The 22,652-nt window shown below is 63.7% G+C and carries 20 protein-coding genes; 10 read left to right on the plus strand and 10 right to left on the minus strand.

Features of this window, described 5'->3' with window-relative positions:
- Positions 1–319: 319 nt before the first annotated feature.
- The 9 genes from Q0629_RS07455 to Q0629_RS07495 all read right to left on the minus strand — a co-directional run bounded on the left by Q0629_RS07455 (position 320) and on the right by Q0629_RS07495 (position 9,996).
- Positions 320–1,744, minus strand: coding sequence for an aminopeptidase (locus Q0629_RS07455; protein WP_298780860.1), 1,425 nt, complete (start codon positions 1,742–1,744; stop codon positions 320–322).
- Between the two features lie 72 nt (positions 1,745–1,816).
- Positions 1,817–2,818 carry an oligopeptide/dipeptide ABC transporter ATP-binding protein gene (locus Q0629_RS07460; RefSeq protein WP_298780862.1) on the minus strand — a complete coding sequence of 334 codons (1,002 nt, stop codon included), beginning with the start codon at positions 2,816–2,818 and terminating at the stop codon, positions 1,817–1,819.
- Complete coding sequence (locus Q0629_RS07465; protein ID WP_298780864.1) at positions 2,815–3,801, minus strand: ABC transporter ATP-binding protein; 987 nt, start codon at positions 3,799–3,801, stop codon at positions 2,815–2,817. Before Q0629_RS07465 ends, Q0629_RS07460 begins: the two co-directional genes overlap by 4 nt.
- A 10-nt stretch (positions 3,802–3,811) precedes the next feature.
- Positions 3,812–4,708 (minus strand): ABC transporter permease, encoded by an 897-nt coding sequence (locus Q0629_RS07470; protein WP_298780866.1) that lies wholly within the window; start codon positions 4,706–4,708, stop codon positions 3,812–3,814.
- Between the two features lie 10 nt (positions 4,709–4,718).
- Positions 4,719–5,684, minus strand: a complete 966-nt coding sequence (locus Q0629_RS07475) for an ABC transporter permease (RefSeq protein ID WP_298780868.1) — start codon at positions 5,682–5,684, stop codon at positions 4,719–4,721.
- Between the two features lie 152 nt (positions 5,685–5,836).
- Positions 5,837–7,447 carry an ABC transporter substrate-binding protein gene (locus tag Q0629_RS07480; protein ID WP_298780869.1) on the minus strand — a complete coding sequence of 537 codons (1,611 nt, stop codon included), beginning with the start codon at positions 7,445–7,447 and terminating at the stop codon, positions 5,837–5,839.
- A 130-nt stretch (positions 7,448–7,577) separates the two neighbouring features.
- Positions 7,578–8,636: a M42 family metallopeptidase gene (locus Q0629_RS07485; RefSeq protein WP_298780871.1), complete on the minus strand. Its 1,059-nt coding sequence runs from the start codon at positions 8,634–8,636 to the stop codon at positions 7,578–7,580.
- A gap of 26 nt (positions 8,637–8,662) precedes the next feature.
- Complete coding sequence (locus Q0629_RS07490) at positions 8,663–8,992, minus strand: YbjQ family protein (RefSeq protein WP_298780872.1); 330 nt, start codon at positions 8,990–8,992, stop codon at positions 8,663–8,665.
- Between the two features lie 161 nt (positions 8,993–9,153).
- Positions 9,154–9,996, minus strand: coding sequence for a transporter substrate-binding domain-containing protein (locus tag Q0629_RS07495; RefSeq protein WP_298780873.1), 843 nt, complete (start codon positions 9,994–9,996; stop codon positions 9,154–9,156).
- A gap of 280 nt (positions 9,997–10,276) precedes the next feature.
- Between Q0629_RS07495 and Q0629_RS07500 the strand changes: the two genes are divergently transcribed.
- A complete protein-coding gene (locus Q0629_RS07500; RefSeq protein WP_298780876.1) occupies positions 10,277–12,583 on the plus strand; it encodes a hydratase in 2,307 nt (768 codons plus the stop codon).
- A gap of 59 nt (positions 12,584–12,642) precedes the next feature.
- Here the strand turns inward: Q0629_RS07500 and Q0629_RS07505 are convergent, their stop codons facing one another.
- On the minus strand, positions 12,643–14,142 hold the full coding sequence (locus Q0629_RS07505; protein ID WP_298780878.1) for a leucyl aminopeptidase: 1,500 nt from the start codon (positions 14,140–14,142) through the stop codon (positions 12,643–12,645).
- 347 nt (positions 14,143–14,489) lie between these two features.
- Between Q0629_RS07505 and Q0629_RS07510 the strand changes: the two genes are divergently transcribed.
- The 9 genes from Q0629_RS07510 to Q0629_RS07550 all read left to right on the plus strand — a co-directional run bounded on the left by Q0629_RS07510 (position 14,490) and on the right by Q0629_RS07550 (position 22,601).
- Positions 14,490–15,398 (plus strand): WG repeat-containing protein, encoded by a 909-nt coding sequence (locus Q0629_RS07510; protein WP_298780880.1) that lies wholly within the window; start codon positions 14,490–14,492, stop codon positions 15,396–15,398.
- A gap of 131 nt (positions 15,399–15,529) precedes the next feature.
- Positions 15,530–16,954: an AbgT family transporter gene (locus Q0629_RS07515; protein WP_298780882.1), complete on the plus strand. Its 1,425-nt coding sequence runs from the start codon at positions 15,530–15,532 to the stop codon at positions 16,952–16,954.
- Between the two features lie 182 nt (positions 16,955–17,136).
- Positions 17,137–18,255, plus strand: a complete 1,119-nt coding sequence (locus Q0629_RS07520; protein ID WP_298780902.1) for an ABC transporter substrate-binding protein — start codon at positions 17,137–17,139, stop codon at positions 18,253–18,255.
- Positions 18,256–18,430: 175 nt separating this feature from the next.
- On the plus strand, positions 18,431–19,324 hold the full coding sequence (locus tag Q0629_RS07525) for a branched-chain amino acid ABC transporter permease (RefSeq protein WP_298780884.1): 894 nt from the start codon (positions 18,431–18,433) through the stop codon (positions 19,322–19,324).
- Positions 19,325–19,335: 11 nt separating this feature from the next.
- Positions 19,336–20,235 carry a branched-chain amino acid ABC transporter permease gene (locus Q0629_RS07530; protein ID WP_298780887.1) on the plus strand — a complete coding sequence of 300 codons (900 nt, stop codon included), beginning with the start codon at positions 19,336–19,338 and terminating at the stop codon, positions 20,233–20,235.
- Positions 20,235–21,017: an ABC transporter ATP-binding protein gene (locus tag Q0629_RS07535; protein ID WP_298780889.1), complete on the plus strand. Its 783-nt coding sequence runs from the start codon at positions 20,235–20,237 to the stop codon at positions 21,015–21,017. Before Q0629_RS07530 ends, Q0629_RS07535 begins: the two co-directional genes overlap by 1 nt.
- A gap of 3 nt (positions 21,018–21,020) precedes the next feature.
- Entirely contained in the window at positions 21,021–21,752 is a 732-nt protein-coding gene (locus tag Q0629_RS07540) for an ABC transporter ATP-binding protein (RefSeq protein ID WP_298780894.1), read from the plus strand.
- A gap of 48 nt (positions 21,753–21,800) precedes the next feature.
- Positions 21,801–22,145: a hypothetical protein gene (locus Q0629_RS07545; protein ID WP_298780896.1), complete on the plus strand. Its 345-nt coding sequence runs from the start codon at positions 21,801–21,803 to the stop codon at positions 22,143–22,145.
- An 18-nt stretch (positions 22,146–22,163) separates the two neighbouring features.
- On the plus strand, positions 22,164–22,601 hold the full coding sequence (locus Q0629_RS07550; RefSeq protein ID WP_298780899.1) for a GNAT family N-acetyltransferase: 438 nt from the start codon (positions 22,164–22,166) through the stop codon (positions 22,599–22,601).
- The last annotated feature ends 51 nt before the right edge of the window (positions 22,602–22,652 follow it).

A 22,652-nucleotide genomic window follows, 5' to 3' on the forward strand; every position in this document is an offset into this window, starting at 1 on the left:
GGCGAGGGCCAGCAGGCTGTCCGCGTTCGCGATCAGATAGGGGTCCCCCGCAGTGCCGGAGCCTCCGTCGAAAGCCACTTCCGCTTTGTCGGAAGAACCGCCGCAACCGCCGGCGACCACGACCGCCAACACGAGAAAAGCCCACCACATCATTGATCTCTTCATCGTCAATACGCCCCTCTCTGAAGTGATTTTAACGAACGCACTATTTGCCTTTACCAAATTTCAGTCATCGTTCGTTAAGTTAGCAAGAGCTAACCACTTCAGCGCGAGTATATTACCTATTCGGAGTGGTGTCAAGGCTGGACCGGCATCCACCTCACCGGTGCGCCTTGCACACGGCCTCCATGGCCTTGAAGGTCATGTAGCAGTCCAGCTTGGCTGCCACCTCAAAGGGCGCGTGCATGGAGAGCAGCGGGACGCCCGCGTCCAGCGTGTCGATGTTGCGGTTGGCCATGAAGAGTGCCACGGTGCCGCCGCCTCCCGCGTCCACCTTGCCCATCTCCGACATCTGCCAGGTCACGCCGGCGTCGTCGAACCACCGCCGAACGGCGGCCACCGTTTCGGCCGAGGCGTCGGAGGCGCCGCTCTTGCCCCGCGCCCCCGTGTACTTGTTCAGGGCGATGCCGCGGTTGAAGCGGGCGGCGTTGCGCTTGTCGAACACGTCCGGGAAGTTGGGGTCGAAGGCTGCCGTCACGTCCGCAGAGAGGCAGAAGGAGCGTTCCAAACACGCCCGCAGCGGAACGTTCTGCGCCTGGCAGAGGTCCTCCATAAAGGTGTCGAAGGCGGCGGTGCGCATTCCGCTGACGCCAACGGAGCCGATCTCCTCCTTGTCCGCCAGCACGCAGACGGCGGTCCTCTCCGGAGCCGCGTCCAGGTCCAGGACGGCGCGCAGGGCGGCGAAGGCGCAGACCCGGTCGTCGTGGCCGTAGGCCCCGATCATGCTGGCGTCCACCCCCACGTCCACGGCGTCAAAGGCGGGAACGGCCTCCAGCTCCGCCGAGATGAAGTCCTCCTCCGTGAAGCCGTACTTCTCGTAGAGCAGCTTCATCACGTTCAGCTTGACGCGGTCCTTCGCCGCCCCTGCCCCATCCTCCTCCTCGCCTCCGTTTTCGGAGAGCGGCTCGCTGCCGATCAGCAGGTTCAGTTGTTCGCCCTTGATGCCCTCGGACAGGGGCTTCTTGTTCTGCTCAGCGCCAAGGTGCGGCAAGAGGTCGCTGATGACGAGGCGGGGCTCTCCGCGCTCCCCTCCCAGGGTCACGGAGAGCGTGCGCCCATCCTTCATGGCCACGACGCCGTGCAGCTCGAGGGGGATCGTCACCCACTGGTACTTCCGGATGCCGCCGTAATAGTGGGTCTTGAGGTAGGCCAGCTCGCTGTCCTCGTAGAGCGGGTTGGGCTTCAGGTCCAGCCGCGGGCTGTCGATGTGGGCCGCAGTCATCTGAACCCCCTCCGCAAGGCCAAGGCGACCGACGACCGCCAGGATCAGCATCTTGCCGCGGTTGTTGAAGAACACCCGGTCCCCGGCCTCAAGCGCCATGCCCCGGACGTAGGGGCGAAAGCCCGCCGCCTCGGCCAGCCGCACGCTCTCCTGAACGCACTCGCGCTCCGTCTTCCCCGCGTCGAGAAAGGCCTTGTACGCCGTGCAGTAGGCGTTCATCCGCTCCCGCTCCTCTGCGCTCAGGCGCTCGTAGCCGTTTTTGGGCTCGACGCATACCTTCTTCTTCCATTCTTTGGCGTTCATGAAAAAACCTCCTTGAAAATCGGGACTTCATAAAGATATCCGGCGGAAGGCCGACGATGCCCTCGCCGGCGACTACCGGCAAAACAGGTGGCACTGCACGAAGCGGCCCGGCTCCACCTCGCGCTCCGGCGGCAGCTCGGCGCTGCAGACGGGCATGGCACAGTCGCAGCGCGTGTGAAAACAGCAGCCGGACGGCAGGTCCATCGCGCTGGGGATCTCCCCACGGATGCCCGCGAAACGGTTCATGTTGTGCCCGGAGAGCGTGGGGATCGACGAAAACAGCGCCTTCGTGTAGGGGTGCATGGGGTTGGAGAAGATCTGATCCCGGCTCCCCTTCTCCACGATACGCCCCAGGTACATCACCCCCACCTCGTCCGAGATGTGCTTCACCACGGACAGGTTGTGAGCGATGAAGAGGTAGGAGAGGCGAAACTCCTCCTTCAGCTCCATGAGGAGGTTGAGGATCTGCGCCTGGATCGACACGTCGAGGGCCGACACGGGCTCGTCCGCGACGATGAACTCCGGGTTCACCGCCAGCGCCCGCGCGATGCCGATCCTCTGGCGTTGCCCGCCGGAGAACTGATGCGGGTAGCGCGAGGCCTGCTCCGGCCGGATACCAACGCGCTCCAGCAGCGCAAGCACGCGCTCCCGCGCCTCACGGCGCCCCGCGACGACGCCGTGGAACAGCATGGGCTCCGACAGGATGTCGAAGACGCTCTGGCGCGGGTCCAAAGACGCATAGGGGTCCTGAAAGATCATCTGGAGCTTTCGGCGCAGCGGCAACATCCGACGCTCCGACACGTGGGTGATGTCCTGCCCGCGGTAGGTCACCGTGCCCCCCTTGGGCTCCAGCAGGCGGATGATGCTCCGCGCCGCCGTGGACTTCCCGCAGCCGGACTCCCCCACCAGGCTGAACACGCGCCCCTCCGGCACGTCAAAGCTGATGCCGTTCACGGCGTACACGACGCGCTTGCGCCGCACCACACGGCCACGCTCAAAGCGAATCTGGCTCAGGAGCGAACGGTCCAAATCAAAGCGCTGTTCCAAGCCCCGGACGGAAAGGATGGGGGTCATGATCTCACCTCGCGATGGATTGGAAAGTGACAGGCGACGCAGTGGCCGGGCTCGAGCTCCCGCAGCTCTGGCACGGAGGTTCGGCACAGGTCCTGCGCTCGCTCGCAGCGCGGGCTGAAGCGACAGCCCTGGGGCAGGTCGAACATGTTGGGAACGATGCCGGGGATGGTCTTGAAGCGCCCCTGTTCGCGGTTCAGGTCCGGGATGGAGTTGATGAGGCCCAGGGTGTAGGGGTGGAGGCTCCCGTCGATCACGGCACGGGCCGACCCGCTCTCCACGATCCTGCCGCAGTACATCACGTTGATACGGTCCGCGATCTCCGACACCACGGCCAAGTCGTGGGTGATGAGCATGAGGGAGCATCCCTCGGCATGAATCAGGTTCGTCATGAGGCGCAGGATCTGGGCCTGCACCGTCACGTCCAGCGCCGTCGTGGGCTCGTCCGCGATGATGAGGCGCGGGCGCGCCGCAAGGGCGATGGCGATGACGACCCGCTGACGCATACCGCCCGAAAACTGATGGGGGTAGCTCCCCAGCCGCCCCTCCGGGTTCGAGATGCCGACGGAGCGAAGGAGCTCCACGCTGGCCCTGCGCCGTTCAGCCCGGCCCATGGAGGTGTGCAGCCGCAGGACCTCGTCGATCTGCTGGCCGATGGTGTACACGGGGTTGAGCGACGTCATGGCGTCCTGAAACACCATGGAGATGTCCTTGCCGCGCACGCGGTTCATCTCCCGCTCGGAGAGCTTCATCAGGTCGCGTCCCGCAAAGAGGATCTCTCCCGACTCGATCCTCCCCGGCTCGTCGATCAGGCGAATCACCGAAAAGCCCGTCACCGACTTGCCGCCTCCCGACTCCCCCACCACGGCCAGGACCTCCCCGACGCGGATGTCGAAGGACACGTCGTCCACGGCCTTGACGACGCCTTTAAAGGTATGGAACCACGTTCGCAGGCCCTTCACCTGCAGAAGCAAACGGTCATCCATGGCGCGCGCCTCACTTCAGATTGGGGTTCATCTCGTCGCGCAGAAAATCGCCGAGAAGGTTGATGCCAAACACGATGATCATGATGTAGAGCCCCGGCAGGATGGACACCCACCACAGGCCGCTGTAGAGCACGGTGAAGCCGTTGTTGCAGAGCATCCCCAGGGAGGGGCGCGAGATCGGCACCCCCAGGCCCAGGAAGCTCAGCGTCGCCTCCGTCAGGATGAAGCCCCCCACCTGCATCGTGGAGAGGACGACGATGGAGGCGAAGACGTTGGGCAGCACGTGCCGGAACAGGATGCGCCAGTTCGGCAGGCCGATGACGTGGGCCGCCTCGATGTACTCGTTGCGCTTGACCGAGAGCGTCTCCCCCCGCACGGTGCGGGCGTAGCGCACCCAGCCCACCAGCATGAGGGACAGGAGGATGTTCGCCACGCTCCGCCCCAGGATCGACATGAGAAAGAGCGCGATGAGCATGGAGGGGAACGAGAGCTGAACGTCCGCGATGCGCATGATGAGGGCGTCCACCTTTCCTCCGAAGTAGCCGGAGACCAGCCCCAGCACGATGCCGATAGCACTGGCCATCAGGGTGCCCAGGAGGCCGATGACCAGGGACACCTGACTGCCGTAGACGATGGCACTTACCATGTCGCGCCCCTGCTGGTCCGTCCCCAGCAGGAACTTCGGGTCCCCGCCTTCCATCCAGAACGGCGGCTTGTAGGCGTCGGCCAGTTGGAGCTCCGCCATGTTGTAGGGGTCCTGAACCGTAAAGTAGGGGCCGATCAGGGCCACCAGCAGCACGAAGAACACGATCAGTGCACCGGCGACGGCCGTCGGCGAACGGCGAAAGTTGTGGAAGAACTCCGACTGAAAAAAGGCGCGGAGCCGGCCTTTCCTTGTCTCTGACATGCCCGTCCTCCTATCGCAGGTCGATGCGCGGGTCGATGACCACATAGAGCAGGTCCACGACGAAGTTGATGGCCACGAACATCACGGCGACGAAGAGGATGTACGCTGCGATGATGGGCCGGTCCGCGCTGGACACCGCGTCGATCAAGAGCTTTCCGATGCCCGGCCAGGCGTAGATGGTCTCCGTGATCGTCGTGAAGGCGATCAGGTTGCCCAACTGCAGGCCGAACACGGTGACCACGGGGATCAGCGTGTTCTTTAGGGCGTGTCCGAAGAGCACCCTTCCGGTGGAGACCCCCTTGGCCCTCGCGAACTTGACGTAGTCCCGGCGCATGTTCTCCTGCATCCCGGCCCGCGTCAGGCGGATGATCGTCGCCACGTTGCCGAGGGCCAGCGTGATGGACGGCAGGACGACGTGGGCCCAGCCATCCGCGGTGGCAAGGCTCGTGGGCACGCCCAGAATCGTCCCCACCGCACCGCGCCCGGACACGGGCAGCACGCCGAGGTAAAGCCCGAAGAAGTAGATCATCACCATGCCGATCCAGAAGGAGGGCATGGATATCCCCGCGATGGAAGCGGCCATGACGCACCGGCTAAACCGGCTCTTGGGGTAGGCCCCCGCCCACACGCCAAGGGGAACGCCCATGACGATGGAGAGGATCATGGCCACCGCCACGATGTCGAGCGTGGCCGGAAGCCGTTCGGCGATCAGCGTGAGCGCCGGCAGGCGGTACATGTAGGACTGGCCGAAACGGCCGTGAAGCACGTTGTTGAGGAATATCCCGTACTGCACGTAGAGGGGCTTGTCCAACCCCAGTTGGGCCGACACCGCAGCGATTTCCTCCGGCGTGGCGTTCTCGCGCACCATGAGGTACACCGGGTTGCCCAGCACGCTCGTCAGGACAAAGACGATGAGCGACACGGCGAACATCACCAGGACCAGTTGCACCAGCCTCCTGGCAAAAAACTGAAGCACAACGTCACCTCCAAAAATTTTATGCGGGGAGCGCCGGAAAGTGCCTGAGGCGTCACAAACGGGCACGGTCCAGGGAGAGGACCGTGCCCATTGCCCATACCGGCGTTTTTACGAAAGGGGCTCATGGCCCCAAGGAAGAAGGCCTGAGTCCGTCAATCCTTAAAGGACACGTCCCAGGCGTAGACGTACTTGTTGTACCTGGGCGCGTAGTTGATGCGGCTGCCGACGGCGTAGAGGTCCATCTGGAAGTGCAGGGGGATGTAGGCCGTATCGTCCGCGGCCAGCTTCCACGCCTGCTTCACCAGGTCGGAGCGCTTTTCCGCGTCCGCCGTCTGCATGGCCTCCTCGATGAGCTTATCGACCTCCGGGTTCTGGTAGTAGCCGCGGTTCACCCCGCCCCAGCCCTGCTTCACGTACTCGCCGGGCTTCATGGAGTAGATGCAGTCCATCGCGATCAGGGCGCCCTCGCCGCCCGCGTCCGCCCAGCCGGTCTGGCAGAGGTGCGTGTTGTCGCCGCTCTTGTTGGTGGCGCCGATGTAGGAGAAGAAGACGTTGCGGGACATCAGGTTCAGGTTGACCTTGATCCCCACCTTCTCAAGGTAGCCGGCTATGGCTCCGGCGATCGCCGCGTCGTTGATGTAGCGGTCGTTCGACGCATCGAGCGTCACCGTGAAGCGCATGCCGTCGGCCTGGCGGGGGTACCCCGCCTCGTCCAGCAGCTTCTCCGCCAGGGCGGGGTCGTAGGCCAGCCGCTTGACGTCCGGGTTGTAGCCGTTGTAGCCCTCAGGGCAGTAGGTAGCGGCGGGCACGGCGTAGCCGTTCATGACCTTGGAGATGATCTCGTCCTCGTTGATGGCACGGTACATGGCCTCGCGCACCCGCTTGTCCACCATGGGGTTCTTCCCCGTCGGGGAGACGAGGGGGAACTTGGAGTCCTTGCTGGGCGACTCGACGCAGGACGGGTTCAGGTAGATGATGCGAAGGCTCGGCGCCTTCAGGATGGTGATGTCCTTCTGCTTCTCCAGCATGGACACGTCGCGCACCGGCACGTCCACGATCATGTCCACGGCGTTAGTCATCATGTTGGCCGTCCGCGTCCCCGCGTTCGTGATGGGCTTGTAGGTCACGTTCTCCGCCTGCGGCTTCTCGCCCCAGTAGCCCTCGTTGCGCTTAAAGACGATGCGGTCGCCCCGCACGTACTCCGCCAGCTCGTACTTGCCCGTCCCCATTGGGTTGTTGGCGTTGTAGTCCTCGTCGTGGGCCTCGCAGGTCTCCTTGTCCAGGATGTACACGTCCTTCAGGTGGCAGAGCAGGAGCGCGTTCGGCGCCTTGCAGGTCACCTTGACGGTGTGGTCGTCCACCTTCTCGTACTTCTCGACCGTGGCGAACGCATAGACGAAGGCGGACTTGCCCGCCAACTGCCCCATGTCGAAGGAGTAGATGACGTCGTCCGCGTTGAAGTCGTTTCCGTTCGTGAACTTGACGCCCTTCCTGAGATGGAAGGTCCAGACGGAGGCGTCCTCGTTCACGTCCCAACTCTCGGCCAGCAGGGGCATGAACTTCAGGTCCCGGTCCAGGTCGATGAGCGGCTCAAAGACGTGCTGCATGATGGCGTTGTTGATCGTCTCGTTCAGCGTAAAGGGGTAAAAGGAGTGGGCGTCCGCCGTCAGCCCGATGGTGACGTCGCGCGGGCCCGCCGCCCAGGCGCCGGAGGCCGAGAACACCAGCCCTGCCAACAACAAACACAGGATACTTCGCTTCATAAATCGCTTCCTCCTCATGGGGTAGATTGCAGGAACGTCCTGCTGCCGTGATAGAGTATACCTCAAAAGCTCCATCTGCGGGGGAAAATAAAGGACGCCGGACCGGGACGCCCTCCCCGCCCCCGCCGGCTCAGGACGCCATGGGCGCCGTCAAATAGGCGGTCAGAAGCCGAAGGGCGGCGTCGATGGAGTCCGCGTGGGTGCGCTCATAGCTGTGGGTCGCCTCCGCCGCCGGACCGAAGCACAGGGCGCGGACGTCCTTCCCCGCCTTCAGGCAGGCCGAGGCGTCGGAGCCGTAGTTCTGGTAGGCGTCGATGCGGTAGGGGATGCCGTTCGCCTCCGCCAGGGCCTTCAACTGACGCACCATGCGGCGGTCGTAGGGCAGGGCGCCGTCGCGGGAGAGGATCGTGACCGCGTGCTCGCTGGACGCCGTCCCCTCCGCCACGACGCCGATGTCAAGCGCCGCCACTTCCTCCGCGCGCGGCGGGATGGCGGGCGTGCCGTGACCGATCTCCTCGTAGTTGCTGAGGTAGAGGTGCGTCGTGTGAGGCAGCTCCACGCCCCGACGGCGAAAGTCCCGGACGGCCGTCAGCAGGATGGCCACGCTGAGCTTGTCGTCCAGGAAACGGGACTTGATGAACCCCGTCTCCGTCACCACGCTCCGCGGCTCAAAGGAAACGATGTCCCCCGCGTGGATCCCCAGGGCCTCCGTGGACGCCTTCGAGCTCGTCATCACGTCCAGGCGAACCTCGACGTTCTCCTCCGTGCGAGGCTCGTCGCGCTTGTTGATGGGCGTCGCGTGCCGCGCCGCCCGATCCGGCAGGAGCGTCCCGTCGTAGGCCGCCCCATCCAGGGTGTGCACGGTGCAGTTCTCGCCCTCAAAGCTGCGCCAGTCGTAGCCCCCGATGGGGTAGAGGCGCAGGCGGCCATTGTCCTTGATCTCGTGCACCACCGCTCCCAGCGTGTCCAGGTGGGCCGCCACCACGCGCTGGCGCTCGTCGTCCCGCCCGCTCAGGACCGCCAGCACGGCGTCCTTCGCCGTCCGGGTCGTGGCAAGCCCCGCGTCCCTCAGCTCGCGTTCCGCCACGTCCATGACCGCAGCGCAGTCCCCGGACACGGAGGGGATGCTCAGCAGCTTCAAGGTCAGGTCCACCACGTCCTCCACCAGCACATTCTTCTCGTAGCGCAAGGTTCTAACCTCCATCCGCTCGCCCGTCACGCGACCCTGGCAAGCCTCACGGCCGTGCCGCTGCAGGCGGCCATCAACATGCCGCCGTTGGGCCCCAGCACCTCGTAATCGACCCGGACCGCGAGGACCGCATCGGCCCCCAGCGCACAGGCCCGCTGCTGCATCTCTTCCAGGCTCCTCTCCCGCGCATCCTGCAATTCCTCCTCGTAGCCCCCAGAGCGGCCCCCGATGATGTTCCGGATGGCCGCTCCGAAGTCCTTGATGAAGTTGACGCCCAGGATCACCTCGCCCGACACGATGCCGAGGTAGCCAACGACCCGCCACCCCTCCAGGTCGTTCGTCGTGGTCACGATCATGCCGATCCCTCCTCAAAAAATTGACACGACGGCATTGTAGCACGCGAAGCGCCGAAAGGACACGTAAAACAAAGAAAGGGCCGCCGACGTGTCGGCGGCCCTGCGAAAGGTTCGGTGTATCGCGCTTTCCTTCTTGCGCCCTCCGGGCGCAGAGAGGTCTATCAGCGCTCCTTCTTCGGCCTGGCGCCCAGGTTTTTCGTCCGCACCAGCCCCACCTGTTTCGATATCTCGTAGGGCTCGGAGAAGTCCACGAGCCTCTTGCGCTCCTCCGTGACGGCAATGCCCGAACAGATCATGTCAACCCGTCCCTCCTCCACCGCCGAAAAGAGCGCGTCGAGAGGGTAGGCGACGACGCTGAGCTCCATGCCCAGCTTCCTGGCGACGGCGGCGCAGACCTCGACGTCGATGCCCGTGAAGCCGCCCTCCTTCGTCATGTCGTAGGGCGAAAAATCCGGCCCCATCCCCACCGTCAGTTTTCCGCCGGCGGCGGCCCCGTTGAGGTCGATGTCCTCCGGCCTCGTGGAGTCCGGGTCCTCCCGGTACTTCTGCACGATGGCCTCAAGCGTCCCCTCGGCCTTGAGCTCCGCCAGGGCCCTGTTCACCTTCTCCAGCAGGGCTTGGTCCCCCTTCCGGAAGCCGATGGCGTACCGTTCGGCGGACAGGAGCCCCGGCAGGATCGACAGATCCCCCGACGAGGCCTTGACGAACTGCATGGCGGAGGCCTCGTCCATGACGGCCGCCTGGACCTTGCCCAGCTTCAGCGCCTCCGCGACGTCCTCCCCCCGGTCGAAGGCCGTCAGCCGATCCTTCGCCCGGTCGCCAAGGAGCGCCCTCGCGAGCCCCTCCGCGCTCGTCCCGCGCTGAACGCCAAGCTTCGCCAGCCTCAGGTCCGCCGGCGTCGCGAACGTCAGCTCCTTCTCGACCGGACAGGCTCCGACCGCCGACGCCGGGACCGCACGGGCAAGAGCCGCCAGTGCAGCGCCCCCCAGAAAAACCGCGAACAAAAACCTTTTTATCGAAAAGACCTCCATTCATAATAGTGATGACACGTCCATATTATAACAACAAAGCGCCGGCGGGTGACGCTCGCTCCTGATCCAGAGTATCTCATGACAAAATTGAGATAAAATAAAGACAGTAGTCCGTGAACCACAGTATGACCAACGTGTACTGGCAGACATGAAAACGCTCATAGGGCACGCCGTCACGCCTTGCACGACGACCGATGGGGACGAAATCAGGCATTGATCTACTCAGGTGACTTTAACAAGGGGGGATTTTTCTATGGTGAAACTTTACGATGAGGGCGTATACCTCATCCATGGGGCGGAGGTCGTCCGGGAGTCAGAGGCGGCTAAAGTCCGCCAGTTGACCGGAAAGGACGCGGACAGGGCGACGGCCTTGCAGGGGACCATCGCCTGGGGCATACTCTCATCTCACAACACGTCGGCTTCCATGGAACGCCTGAAGATCAAGTTCGACGCCATGACCTCCCACGACATCACCTTCGTGGGCATCATCCAGACGGCACGGGCTTCAGGGATGGAGCGCTTCCCGCTGCCCTACGTCCTGACGAACTGCCACAACTCGCTCTGCGCCGTGGGGGGCACCATCAACGACGACGACCACCTCTTCGGCCTCAGCGCCGCAAAGAAATACGGCGGCATATACGTCCCGCCCCACATCGCCGTCATCCATCAGTACATGCGGGAGAACTTCGCCGGCTGCGGAAAGATGATCCTGGGCTCCGACTCCCACACCCGTTATGGCGCCCTGGGGACCTTGGCCGTCGGCGAAGGGGGCGGCGAGTTGGTAAAACAGCTTTTGGACGATACTTACGACATCGCTCGGCCCGGCGTCGTGGCCATCTACCTCAAGGGAAAACCCGCGCCCTTCGTCGGCCCCCACGACGTGGCGCTCGCCATCATCCGCGCCGTCTACAAGGACGGATACGTGAAGAACAAGGTCATGGAGTTCGTGGGACCTGGCGTCTCCTCGATGACGACGGACTATCGCAACGGCGTGGACGTCATGACGACGGAGACCACGTGCCTGTCCTCCATATGGCGGACGGACGGGGACACGAAAACGTTCCTGAAAAAGCACCACAGGGAGGAGGACTACAAGGAGCTGAATCCGGCGGACATTGCCTACTACGACGGCTGCGTGGAGGTAGACCTGGCGGCGGTGAAGCCCATGATCGCGCTGCCCTTCCACCCGTCCAACGGCTATACGATCGATGAGCTTTACGAGAACCTGGAGGACGTCCTCCGGGAAACCGAGGTTGCAGCGGAAAAGGTCGCCGAGGGCCGGGCGCGCTTCACGCTGCTGGATAAAATAACGCCGGACGGCAAGCTCCAGGTGCAGCAGGGCATCATCGGCGGTTGCGCGGGGGGAAATTACACGAACGTCGTAGAGGCCGCCCGCTGCCTCAAGGGAAGGTCCTGCGGTGACGACGAGTTCTGCCTCTCGCTCTACCCGTCGTCCCAGCCGGTGTTCACGGACCTGGACAGGAAGGGCTTCCTTGCCGACCTGATGGACGCCGGTGCGGTGATCCGCACGGCCTTCTGCGGCCCATGCTTCGGCGCGGGGGACACGCCGGCCAACAACGCGCTGTCCATACGGCACACGACGCGCAACTTCCCGAACCGCGAGGGCTCCAAGCCCGGTCAGGGGCAGATGGCGGCGGTGGCCCTGATGGACGCCCGCTCCATCGCCGCCACGGCGGCCAACGGAGGGAAGTTGACGAGCGCCGAAAATTTCGAGTGTCAATGGGGCGACGTGCCGGAGTACGACTACGACGACAGGGCGTACCGGGCCAGGGTCTATCAGGGCTGGGGGAGGGCGGCGCCGGAGACGAAGCTCCGTTCGGGCCCCAACATCAAACCCTGGCCGGAGATGGAGCCTCTTGCGGAGAACATCCTGCTGCGGGTGGCGTCGAAGATCCTGGACGAGGTGACGACGACGGACGAGCTCATCCCATCGGGGGAAACCTCCTCCTTCAGGAGCAATCCCTCAGGGCTTGCGGAGTTCACGCTGTCGCGGCGGGACCCGGAGTACGTGGCCCGGGCCAAGGCGGTCCAGACGCTCGAGGAGGAGCGCCGCGCCGGTCACAAACCCGAAGGCGCCGGCCTGGAGGAGGTCTTTGCCCTCATTCAAAGGATACCTGGTCAGGAGAGCGTCGATCCAATGAAGGTCGAGATCGGCTCCGTCGTGTACGCCAACCGCCCCGGGGACGGTTCCGCCCGCGAACAGGCGGCCTCGTGTCAGCGGGTGCTGGGCGGCCTGGCCAACATCGTGCAGGAGTACGCCACGAAGCGCTATCGCAGCAACTGCATGAATTGGGGCATGATCCCCTTTCACCTCAAGGGTAGGCCGGACGCGTTCGACGTGGACGACTACATCTACGTGCCGGACATCTGCAGGGCGCTGGACGGCAACCTTCAGGACATTCCAGCGTATGTCCTGAAGGACGGCCGCGCATCGGAGATTTGCCTTTACGTCCAGGATATGACGGCCGAGGAGCGGGAGATCGTCAAGGCCGGGTGCCTCATCAACTTCAACAGGAATCGACGGAAACGGGGAAAGTGAACCATGGGCACGCGCGGTCTGGCCTCCTTCGGGAGGCCAGACCGCCTTCCGCCCTTCTCCTAAAGCGAGGCCAGGTAGTCCAGACAGGTGCGGACGCCGAAGGCGCTGGCCCCCCTCGCGTAGACGCCCCACGCCTTCTCCATGAAGTCCACGCCCGCGATGTCCAGGTGGGCCCAGGGGATCGACCGATCCACGAAGTTCCCCAGGAAGATGGCGGCGAAGGTCGCCCCGCCGTAGCGCTGACCGGAGTTCACCAGGTCCGCGAAGGGGGACTTCAGCTTCTCCGCGATGTGCTCGTCCTCCGCGGGCAGCCGCCAGAAGCGCTCCCCGCGCCTGCGGGCCGAGGCCAGAAGGGCCCCCGACAGGTCATCGCTGCGCGAGAAGAGGCCCGCCCTCCAGTTGCCCAGGGCCACCGCGCAGGCCCCCGTCAGCGTCGCGATATCGACGATGGCGTCAGGGCGCATCTCGCTGGCCAGACAGAGGGCGTCCGCCAGGACCAGCCGGCCCTCCGCGTCCGTGTTGTTGATCTCGATCGTCTTGCCGTTCCGGGCGCGGACGATGTCGTCCGGCCTGAAGGAGGAGCCGGAGGGCATGTTCTCGGCCGAGGCCAGGATGCCGTGGACCTCCACGTCCAGCTTCATCTCCGCCGCGCCGCGCAGGATGCCCATGACGCAGCAGGCCCCGGACTTGTCCCCCTTCATGGTGGTCATGGATGAGGCGGGTTTGATGTCGAGCCCGCCACTGTCAAAGGTGATGCCCTTGCCCACGAACACGACCTTCCCCCGCGCCTTTCCGCCTCTGGGGACGTAGGAGAGGCGGATCAGGCGCGGAGGCGTCGCGGAGCCGCTGCCCACCGCCAGGAGCGCGCCCATGCGCTCCTCCTTCAGCCGCACCTCGTCCCAAACCTCGCAGTCCAGCCCCAGCTCCTTCGCCATCGCCTGAGCGCAGTCGGCCAGCGCCGGCGGGTTGATGACGCAGCCCGGCTCGTTGGCCAGGTCCCGCGCCGCGACCTGAGCGGCGGCGTAGGTCATCCCGCGCCGCCCCCCGGCCTCGTCCAGGCCGGGGACCAGGACCTCCCGCAGGGCGAAGGCACCCTCGTCGTCGTCCTCCTTCCGCTCCTTGTACTTGTCGAAGGCATAGCCGGAGAGCCCCGACGCCTCCCCCACGACGACGGACCAGTCGGGCGCCTCCGGGCCGAAGGGCCGCCCGGCCCCGACGTTCAGGTGCCCCATGGGGACGAGGGCGGACTCGCAGTGATGGCGCCCCGCCTCGCGCAGGGCGGCGGTCAGCGCGTTCCGCACCGCCTCGGCGCTGCAGGCCTCGTCCTCTCCGCTGCCCAGCCCCACCAGGAACAGGTTCCTCACGCCGCCGCTCAGGAGCGGCACCCGCAGGGACGTCCCCGCCTTCCCCGTGAAGTCCTTCCGCGCCGCCAGCTCCTTCACCGCATCCCGGCACGGCACCTCCGGCACCGACCTGCAGTCCTCCTCCCGCAGGAGAAGGACGACGGCCCCGCCGCTCCACCCTGCGGCGTTTCCGCCGTACACCTTAAGTTCCACCATACACAAAGACCCCTTTCATGAAATGGCCGCCACAAGTTCCGAAGGCGGAGCCGCCCCCAGGGGCGGGAGCCACGATCGAACCCGACCAACGCCCTCTAACCCTACTTCAAAACCCCCGTTTTGTCACCCCAAAAACCCGGTCGAAGGTTTTTTTGCGCAAGTGCCGGAGGTCGCCTCCGGCACGCGACCTCACTGCAGCGAACGCGCCACCTCCGGCGCGCTTTTTTGATATGATTTGATATAATACGAAAGAGCAGGGGAACCCCTTTCAATCCCCTGCGAAGCCGTTCACGAATCCGCACGAAAGGACAAGGATGTCGATGGCTTTAGGAATCGCGCAAAAAAAGTTGAAAAGGATTTTGACGTGCCTGCTTCCAGCCCTCGCCGCGGCGTTTTTTGCAGTGGGAGCGGAGGCGGTGCAGACGCGCCCGCCGCGCGTCGTGATCGACTTCGAGTACGCGGAGGCAAGGGACTTCCACGAGGGGTTGGCCGCTGTGAAGTCAAATGACGCCTGGGGCTACATCGACAGCCTGGGGCGCATGGTCCTGCCCTTCGTCTATCGAGTCCCGGAGGCGGGGCCCTTCAGCGAAGGGGTGGCCTTCGTCGGAGACCGCTACATCGACCCCGACGGGAAGCCCGTCTTCGGGGACGCCACCTTCGAGGGAGGGCTGCCCTTCAGCCAGGGGTTCGCCGCCGTGCAGCGCGGCGGCCTTTGGGGCTTCATCGACATGACGGGCCGGTTTGCCATCGCGCCGAGCTTCGAGGCGGCCGGCTCCTTCTCCCAGGGGCTTGCGCCGGTGCGGCGCAACGGCCTTTGGGGCTACGTCGACGCAGGAGGACACATGAAGATCCCACCCCAGTTCCTGAGCGCCGGACCCTTCAGCGAGGGGCTGGCCGCCGTGGAGGTCCAGGGGCGGTTCGGCTACATCGACGTGGCGGGACGGGACCGCATCCAGGCCTCCTTCGACGAGGCGGGCCCCTTCAAGTACGGCCTTGCCCCCGTGAAGCTCCACGCGAGCTATCGCGCCTGGGGCTACATCGACGCGCGGGGACGCCTCGTCATCCCCCACCGCTACAACGAGGCCCTGCCCTTCAGCGAGGGGGTCGCCGGGACGGCGACGGACGCCCGATGGAGCTTCGTCAACGTCCTGGGCGAGAACGTCCTGAACAACCAATACGACGAGGTGCGGCCCTTCAGCGAGGGCCTGGCCGCCGTGCGCCAGGAGGACCTTTGGGGGTACATCAGGGCGCAGTGAGGAACAAGTCGGACGCGCCGCTTCGACCTCGCGGACCGGCGGGCGTTCGGGCGCGGCCGCTTCCGGACCGGACAGATTCAAGAGGACTTCGTCCTCGTGTTTATTCCATAATTATTTAGGAGGAATTCAAAGTGTCAGAGAACCTCAAGCCCCCCGCGAAAAAGCTCCGTGAACTGCCCCACATCTTCGTGCTCCTCTTCTGCGTGCTCGTCCTGGCGACCATCGCCACCCACATCGTCCCCGCGGGGCAATACGCCAGGGTGATGGACGAGGGACTCAAGAGGACGGTCATCGACCCCACCTCCTTCAAGTACGTGAAGGACACGCCCGTCGGCATCTTCGACATGTTCGTTGCCTTGGAGCTTGGCCTGATCGAGGCGGCCAACATCGTCTTCCTCATCTTTGCGGCGTTCTCTTGCCTCTACCTGATGGAGAAGACCGGAGCCATCGACGCCAGCATCGCCCTGATGGTCCGCAAGGCGAAGAAGAACCCACGGTTTTCCCTGGGCCTGATCGTCGTCCTGATGACGATCCTCTCGATCTGGGGGTCGACCGGAACGCTGTCCTATGAGGAGATCATCGCCTTCTCGCCGATCTTCGTGTCCCTCAGCATCGCGCTGGGGTACGATGCGCTCACAGGCGTGGCCATCTCCGTGGTCCCGGTGGGGATCGGCTTTGCCTCGGCCACCGTCAACCCCTTCACGATCGGCGTGGCGCAGGGCATCGCGGAGCTTCCCATGTTCTCCGGCATCGGATACCGCTGCCTCGTCCTCGCCGTCATGACGGCCTTCAGCATCCTCTACGTCCTGAACTACGCGAACCGGGTGAAGAAGGCCCCCTCGAAGAGCTTCGTCAGCGACGTCGACTACTCCGACTTCACCATCGACGAGGAGAAGATGAACACGCCGTTCACGCTTCAGCGCAAGCTCTCGATGCTCGCGCTCCTCGTCGGCGTGTGCGTCATGGGCTACGGGCTGATCTTCCTGGGATGGTACATCAACCAGGTCGCCGCGATCTTCATGATCGTCTCCGTCGTCGTGGGGCTCATCAACCGCTGGGGCCCCAACCGCATCGCGAGCACGCTCTGCGACGGGCTGTCCAGGGGGGTCGTCGCCGCGCTGACCGTCGGTGTGGCCCGTGGCATCCTCGTCGTTCTCACGAAGGGCAACGTCATCGACACGCTGATCCACGGCTGCGTCAGCCTCCTGGAGAGCCTGTCCCTCTACGCAAGCGCCGTCGGCATGCTGGTGTTCCAGAACCTGCTGAACTTCCTGATCCCGTCGGGATCGGGACAGGCCGCCGTCGCCATGCCCATCATCACCCCCATCGCCGACCTCATCCACCTGAACCGGCAGATCGCGGTGCTGGCCTTCCAGTTCGGAGACGGCTTCTCCAACCTGCTGTGGCCCACGGGCTTCATGGTCATCGTCTGCGCCATGGTCAAGATCCCGCTCTCGCGTTACTATCGCTGGATCATCCCGTTCTACGCCATCTGTTTCCTGCTCCAGGTCGCCTTCATCGTCGGCGCGGTCGCGATCAACTACGGCCCATTCTAGGCCGGAGGGCGAGGACCCTGCCGGAGCACATCGCGACAGGGTCCTTTACATTTTCACGTCGGGCCGGTACAATAATAGTTATAAAATTTCTGCTCCTCAAAATTATTTCCAACGGCTTTCCCGAAATCTATTGAAATTATCTGGAGGTGGACACATTGAGAAAGGCTTTAGCGGTACTGGCAATGGTTTTGGCGGTTTCAGGGGCGGCGTACGCAGCGGAGGGACCCATCAAGATCGGCTACCTTGCCGCGCTCACGGGCGACTACGCGCAGTACGGCATCACCGAGGTCAACATGGCGAAGATGGTGGTCAGCGAAACCAACGCCGCGGGAGGCATCCTGGGGCGTCCCATTGAGCTCGTCGTCTACGACACGAAGACGCGCAACGAGGACGCGGTCAACGCGGTGCGCCGCATGATCGAGAGCGACGGCGTCTGCGTCATCGTCGGGGCCAACACCAGCGGCATCAACATCGCCACGGCGCCCATCGTGAACAAGGGCCAGGTCCCCCAGATATCCACCATCGGGACCAACCCGCTCGTGACCGTGGACAACAAGGGCAAGGTCCGCCCCTACTCGTTCCGCATCTGCTTCACGGACCCCTATCAGGGCGCGCTGGCGGCCGACCTGGCCTACAACGACCTGAAGAAGACGAAGGCCGCCATCCTGTACAACGTCGGCTCCGACTACGCCCACGGGCTCCGCGAGTTCTTCACCAAGGACTTCCAGAAGCTGGGTGGCACGGTCGTGGCGGATGAGGGCTTCCGCGAAACGGACGTGGACTACCGCGCGCAGCTCACCACCATCAAGAACTCGGGCGCGGACGTCCTGTTCCTGCCGGGGATGGGCAAGGACATGGCGCTGGCCATCAAGCAGGCCCAGGAGCTGGGGCTCGACGTCACCGTCATCGGCGGCGACGGGTACGGCGAGTTCATGAACGAGATCGCGGGCGACGCCATGAAGGGGACGTACTGGATCAACCACACCTACCTGGGGGACCCCGTCATGGCCCCGATCTTCGCGCGCTATAAGGAAGCCTACAACGACGAGTGCAAGGAGTTCGTGAACGGCACGATGGCCTACGACGCCATGTGGTGGGTCCTGGACGCCATCAAGCGTGCGGGCGTGGCCGAGGGGCCTGCGATCGCAAAGGCACTTGAGGAAACGAAGGGTCTCAAGCTGAACCACGCCACCCTCACCATCAACCCCGAGGACCACAACCCGCTGAACAAGGCGGGCATCATCCTGAAGGTCGGCGACGACTTGAACACGCAGTTCTACAAGAAGATAGAGCCGAAATAAACCGCGTTCACGGGGGGGCCCAAGGCTGGCGTTCGTCGGTCCTGGGCCCCGTTTCTATGCGGCCTCGCCCCTTTCGGAGTGCGGGCGCAGGACGCACAAGGGCCGACGATCCGGGCTCCAAAGCGTTTGGGCGGTTCCGCCTCCACCCCACTCAACGAAATCGAGGTGTTAAATTTTGAATACCTTCGTCACCCTGACTCAGCAGGTGATCAACGGGCTGTCGCTGGGGTCGGTCTACGCCCTCATCGCGGTTGGCTACTCGTTGGTCTACTCCGTGCTGCTCTTCTCGAACTTCGCGCACGGCGGCTTCCTCGTCATCGGCGGCTACATCTGTTACTACGCCCTCCTCACCCTCAAACTGGACATCTGGACGGCCTCCCTTGCCGCCCTCGTCGGCGCGGGCGTTTCGGCCATCGTCGTGGAGCGCCTGGCCTACCGTCCCATCCGTGAGCGCACGCCCGTCACGCTCTACATGCTCATCGCCTCCATGGGAATGAGCATCGTGATCGAAAACCTCTTCGTCGTGACCATCGGCGGCCGCTTCCGCGCTCTGCCGCCCGTGATCCCCATGACCCCCGTCCGCTTCTTCGGGCTGATCACGACGAGCGCCTTCGACATCCTGTCGCTGATCACGGCCGTGGTCTTCCTCATCGGGCTGCAAGTCTTCCTCGTCAAGACGAAGTGGGGGCTGGCCATACGGGCCGCGTCCTACAACCTCCGGACGGCGGGGCTGATGGGGGTCAACGTCAACCGCCTCATCGCCATCGTGTTCTTCGTCGCGGGGCTCCTCGCGGCCGTGGGGGGAATCTTTCTCTCCGTGCGCTACACGCTCTATCCCCAGCTGGGGAACGCCATCACGACGAAGGCCTTCATCGCGGCCGTCATCGGCGGGCTTGGCTCTCTGCCGGGGGCCGTGCTGGGCAGCATCATCCTGGGGCTCGCCGAGATGCTGACCGCCGGCTTCATCTCAAGCCAGTTCCGCGACCTCGTCGTCTTCGGCATCCTCATCGTGACGCTGATCATACGCCCCACGGGCTTCTTCGGCAAGTCCGTCAGCGAGAAGGTATAGGGGGGATCATCATGGTGGAAGGTTACGCATCCGGAGTCGTCACCCTTCTGGCGATCAACCTCATCGCCGCTCTGGGAGTTTCCCTCTTTACGGGCTTCACCGGCATCTTCACGCTGGGACACGCGGGGTACATGGCCATCGGCGCCTACACGGCGGCCATCCTGACCGTCGAATACGAGGTGCACTTCGTCGCCGCGATCCTCGCGGGGGGCATCCTGTCGATGGTGCTGGCCTACCTCATCGGCCTCCCGACGCTCAAGCTGGTGGGCGACTACTACGCCATCGTTTCCCTGGGGCTGGGGGAGGCCATCCGGCTCATCATCGAGAACTGGAACAGCGTCACGCGCGGCGCGCGCGGCTACCCCGGAATCGACAACTACACGTCCATGACCGTGGCCGTATCCTTCTTCCTCGTCCTGTGCGTGCTCATGTTCTTCCTGATCAACAGCCGGTACGGGCGCGCCTTCAAGGCCTGCCGGGACGACTACGTGGCGGCGTCCCTGCTGGGTTTCAACACGGCCCGCTTCCGCGTCCTGAGCCTCGCCATCTCGGCATTTTACTGCGGCGTGGCGGGCGCGCTCCTGGCGGGCTACATGTCCTTCATCCAGCCCGTCATGTTCGATCAGGTGAAGTCAACGGAGCTGGTCTCCATCGTCGTCTTCGGCGGGCTGGGGTCCACGAGCGGCTGCCTGATCGGCACGACGATCCTAACACTGGTCACGGAGCTGTTCCGCCCCATCTCCCAGTACAGGATGCTCGTCTACGGGGCCGTGCTGGTGCTGATCATGGTCCTCCGTCCGGAGGGCATCATGGGGACCAACGAGCTGACCCCGGCCTACGTCCGGCGGGTCCTGAAGCGCTGGAAGAAGTCCCCGGTCGCCGGACTGGACGAGAAGGGAGGGGGCCACTGATGAACCCGACATCGGAGAACGCGGTGCTGGAGCTGAAGAGCGTCAACAAGTTCTTCGGCGGGGTCCAGGCCGTCAGCGACATGAGCTTCGTCATCCAACGAGGGGAGCTTGCGGGGCTCATTGGACCCAACGGCGCGGGGAAGACCACCATCTTCAACCTGGTGACCGGCGTTTACGACGTGAGCAGCGGCGACATCGAGTTCATGGGCGAAAACATCAACGCACTGCGGTCCTATCAGGTCATCCGCCTGGGGATAGCCCGCACCTTCCAGAACCTCAGGCTCTTTCCGGCTTCGACGGTCCTTGAGAACGTCATGACCGCGGCGCAGCAGCACCACGGCTACTCGTTCTTCGAGGCCGTCACGCACCTCGGCCGCTGGCGCGGACGCGAGGCCGCGATCCGCAGGGAGAGCATGGAGCTCCTAAAGCAGGTCGACCTGGCGGACCGCGCGGAACAGGCTGCGGGGACCCTGCCCTACGGCCTGCAGCGCCGGCTTGAGATCGCCCGCGCCATCGCGCTTCAGCCGCAGCTCCTGCTCCTGGACGAACCAGCCGCGGGCATGAACGCCGACGAGGTGCACGAGCTCAACGAGCTGATCACCCAGCTGCATCGAAAACTCGGCCTCACCATCCTCCTGATCGAGCACCACATGGACATGGTCATGGCCATCTGCCCACACATCATCTGCATGAACTTCGGCGCAAAGATCGCCGAGGGCAGTCCGGAGGAGATCCGCCAGCACTCCGAAGTGCTCAAGGCCTACCTTGGGGAGGAGGAATGACAAATGGCTGACGAGAGAACCCCCATCCTTTCCGTTCAGGACCTCTCGGTGAACTACGGCGCCATTCAGGCCCTGAGGGGCATCTCGCTCGACGTCTTCCCCGGAGAGATCGTTGCGGTGATCGGGGCCAACGGCGCGGGAAAATCGACGATGATGAACGCCATCATGGGCGACGTCCCGCGCGCCTCGGGCAGGATCCTGCTGGAGGGCCGGGACCTGCCCCGGAGGAGCTATCAGGTGGTGACCAGCGGCGTTTCCCTCGCGCCGGAGGGGCGCAAGGTCTTCGCCCCGCTCACCGTCATGGAGAACCTCAGGATGGGGGCCTTCCCCCTCTCCGACCGCAGCGCCATTGAAGAACAGGAGCGGAAGGTCTTTGAGCTTTTTCCCCGCCTCCTGGAGCGCAAGGAACAGTACGCGGGGACGCTGTCGGGCGGCGAGCAGCAGATGCTGGCCGTCGGCCGCGCCCTCATGGCCCGACCCAAGGTGCTCCTCCTGGACGAGCCGTCCCTGGGCCTCGCCCCCATCATCATCAACGAGATATTCAAGGAGCTGACCGTCATCAACCGGAAGCTGGGCACGACGATCCTCATCGTCGAGCAGAACGCGAAGAAGGCGCTCCAGCTCTCCCACCGGGCCTACGTCATCCAGACGGGGTCCATCGTCAAGGAGGGGACGTCGAGCGACCTGCTGATTGACCCGGAGATCGAAGCGGTCTACCTGGGCGGAGGGAAGTGACAGATAAGGCTGCAGAAAGAGCGTCCGCCCCTGTTGGGGCGGACGCTCTTGATCTGGCTGTTGAAAAAATGCCAACACCCCATATGGAATTATAACCGCAACTGGCATTTCATCGTTTTGAAAACAGATAAAGAGATGAATCCGTTTACCACGATCTGGTGCTCTATAGAAAACATCTTTCTCGCGGCGACTGCCGAAGGATTGGCGTGCTCCATGAGAATCCCCATGAACGAAGAGCACGAGGCGGTAAAGAAGCGGCTGAAGGTGCCAGCAACCTATATGATGCCTGTGTTCATCGGGGTCGGTTATGCCGACCCCAACGAAAAAGAATTGGAGCAGACTGTCCCTGATTTAAAAAAAGCAACTGCATTTCGGCAGTTGGAGATGATTTGATATGTAGGTGGTGATGGTATGGAACTCAACATAAAACGATTCCATGAATTAACAAATGAAGAACTGTACGCCATTCTGAAACTTCGTGTGGATGTTTTCGTGGTCGAGCAGAACTGCACGTACCCAGAACTCGACAACTGCGATCAAGCTGCCATTCACGTGTATCTGAAGGACGAAAACGGCGTTCAGGCTTATCTGCGGGTAATGGATAAAGAGATCGAAAGCGAGTACGTTTCCATCGGTCGCGTCATCGCAGCGAAACGGAGATGTGGCTTGGGCAGCCAAATTTTGAAGGAAGGCTTACTGGTAGCGCAGAAACATTTTGGAGCAAAACAGATTTATCTGGAAGCGCAGACATACGCAAGGGGTTTTTACGAAAAACTGGGCTTTCAGCAGGTATCAGAGGAATTTCTGCTGGACGGGATACCTCACATAAAAATGATATTGCATATCTAAGGAAGCGCTGATTAATCTTCAAAAGTTGTTGAAAGCAATCAAGGAGCATCA

The organism is uncultured Fretibacterium sp., from assembly GCF_938030725.1.
Classification (GTDB): domain Bacteria; phylum Synergistota; class Synergistia; order Synergistales; family Aminobacteriaceae; genus Fretibacterium.

Bases quoted from the DNA above. Each gene is read 5' to 3' on its own strand.
- Q0629_RS07460 (WP_298780862.1), bottom strand. From the start codon at position 2,818: ATGACCCCCATCCTTTCCGTCCGGGGCTTGGAACAGCGCTTTGATTTG.
- Q0629_RS07500 (WP_298780876.1), top strand. From the start codon at position 10,277: ATGGTGAAACTTTACGATGAGGGCGTATACCTCATCCATGGGGCGGAG.
- Q0629_RS07535 (WP_298780889.1), top strand. From the start codon at position 20,235: ATGAACCCGACATCGGAGAACGCGGTGCTGGAGCTGAAGAGCGTCAAC.
- Q0629_RS07540 (WP_298780894.1), top strand. From the start codon at position 21,021: ATGGCTGACGAGAGAACCCCCATCCTTTCCGTTCAGGACCTCTCGGTG.
- Q0629_RS07505 (WP_298780878.1), bottom strand. From the start codon at position 14,142: ATGGTGGAACTTAAGGTGTACGGCGGAAACGCCGCAGGGTGGAGCGGC.
- Q0629_RS07530 (WP_298780887.1), top strand. From the start codon at position 19,336: ATGGTGGAAGGTTACGCATCCGGAGTCGTCACCCTTCTGGCGATCAAC.
- Q0629_RS07520 (WP_298780902.1), top strand. From the start codon at position 17,137: ATGGTTTTGGCGGTTTCAGGGGCGGCGTACGCAGCGGAGGGACCCATC.
- Q0629_RS07455 (WP_298780860.1), bottom strand. From the start codon at position 1,744: ATGAACGCCAAAGAATGGAAGAAGAAGGTATGCGTCGAGCCCAAAAAC.
- Q0629_RS07550 (WP_298780899.1), top strand. From the start codon at position 22,164: ATGGAACTCAACATAAAACGATTCCATGAATTAACAAATGAAGAACTG.
- Q0629_RS07490 (WP_298780872.1), bottom strand. From the start codon at position 8,992: ATGATCGTGACCACGACGAACGACCTGGAGGGGTGGCGGGTCGTTGGC.
- Q0629_RS07480 (WP_298780869.1), bottom strand. From the start codon at position 7,447: ATGAAGCGAAGTATCCTGTGTTTGTTGTTGGCAGGGCTGGTGTTCTCG.
- Q0629_RS07465 (WP_298780864.1), bottom strand. From the start codon at position 3,801: ATGGATGACCGTTTGCTTCTGCAGGTGAAGGGCCTGCGAACGTGGTTC.
- Q0629_RS07470 (WP_298780866.1), bottom strand. From the start codon at position 4,708: ATGTCAGAGACAAGGAAAGGCCGGCTCCGCGCCTTTTTTCAGTCGGAG.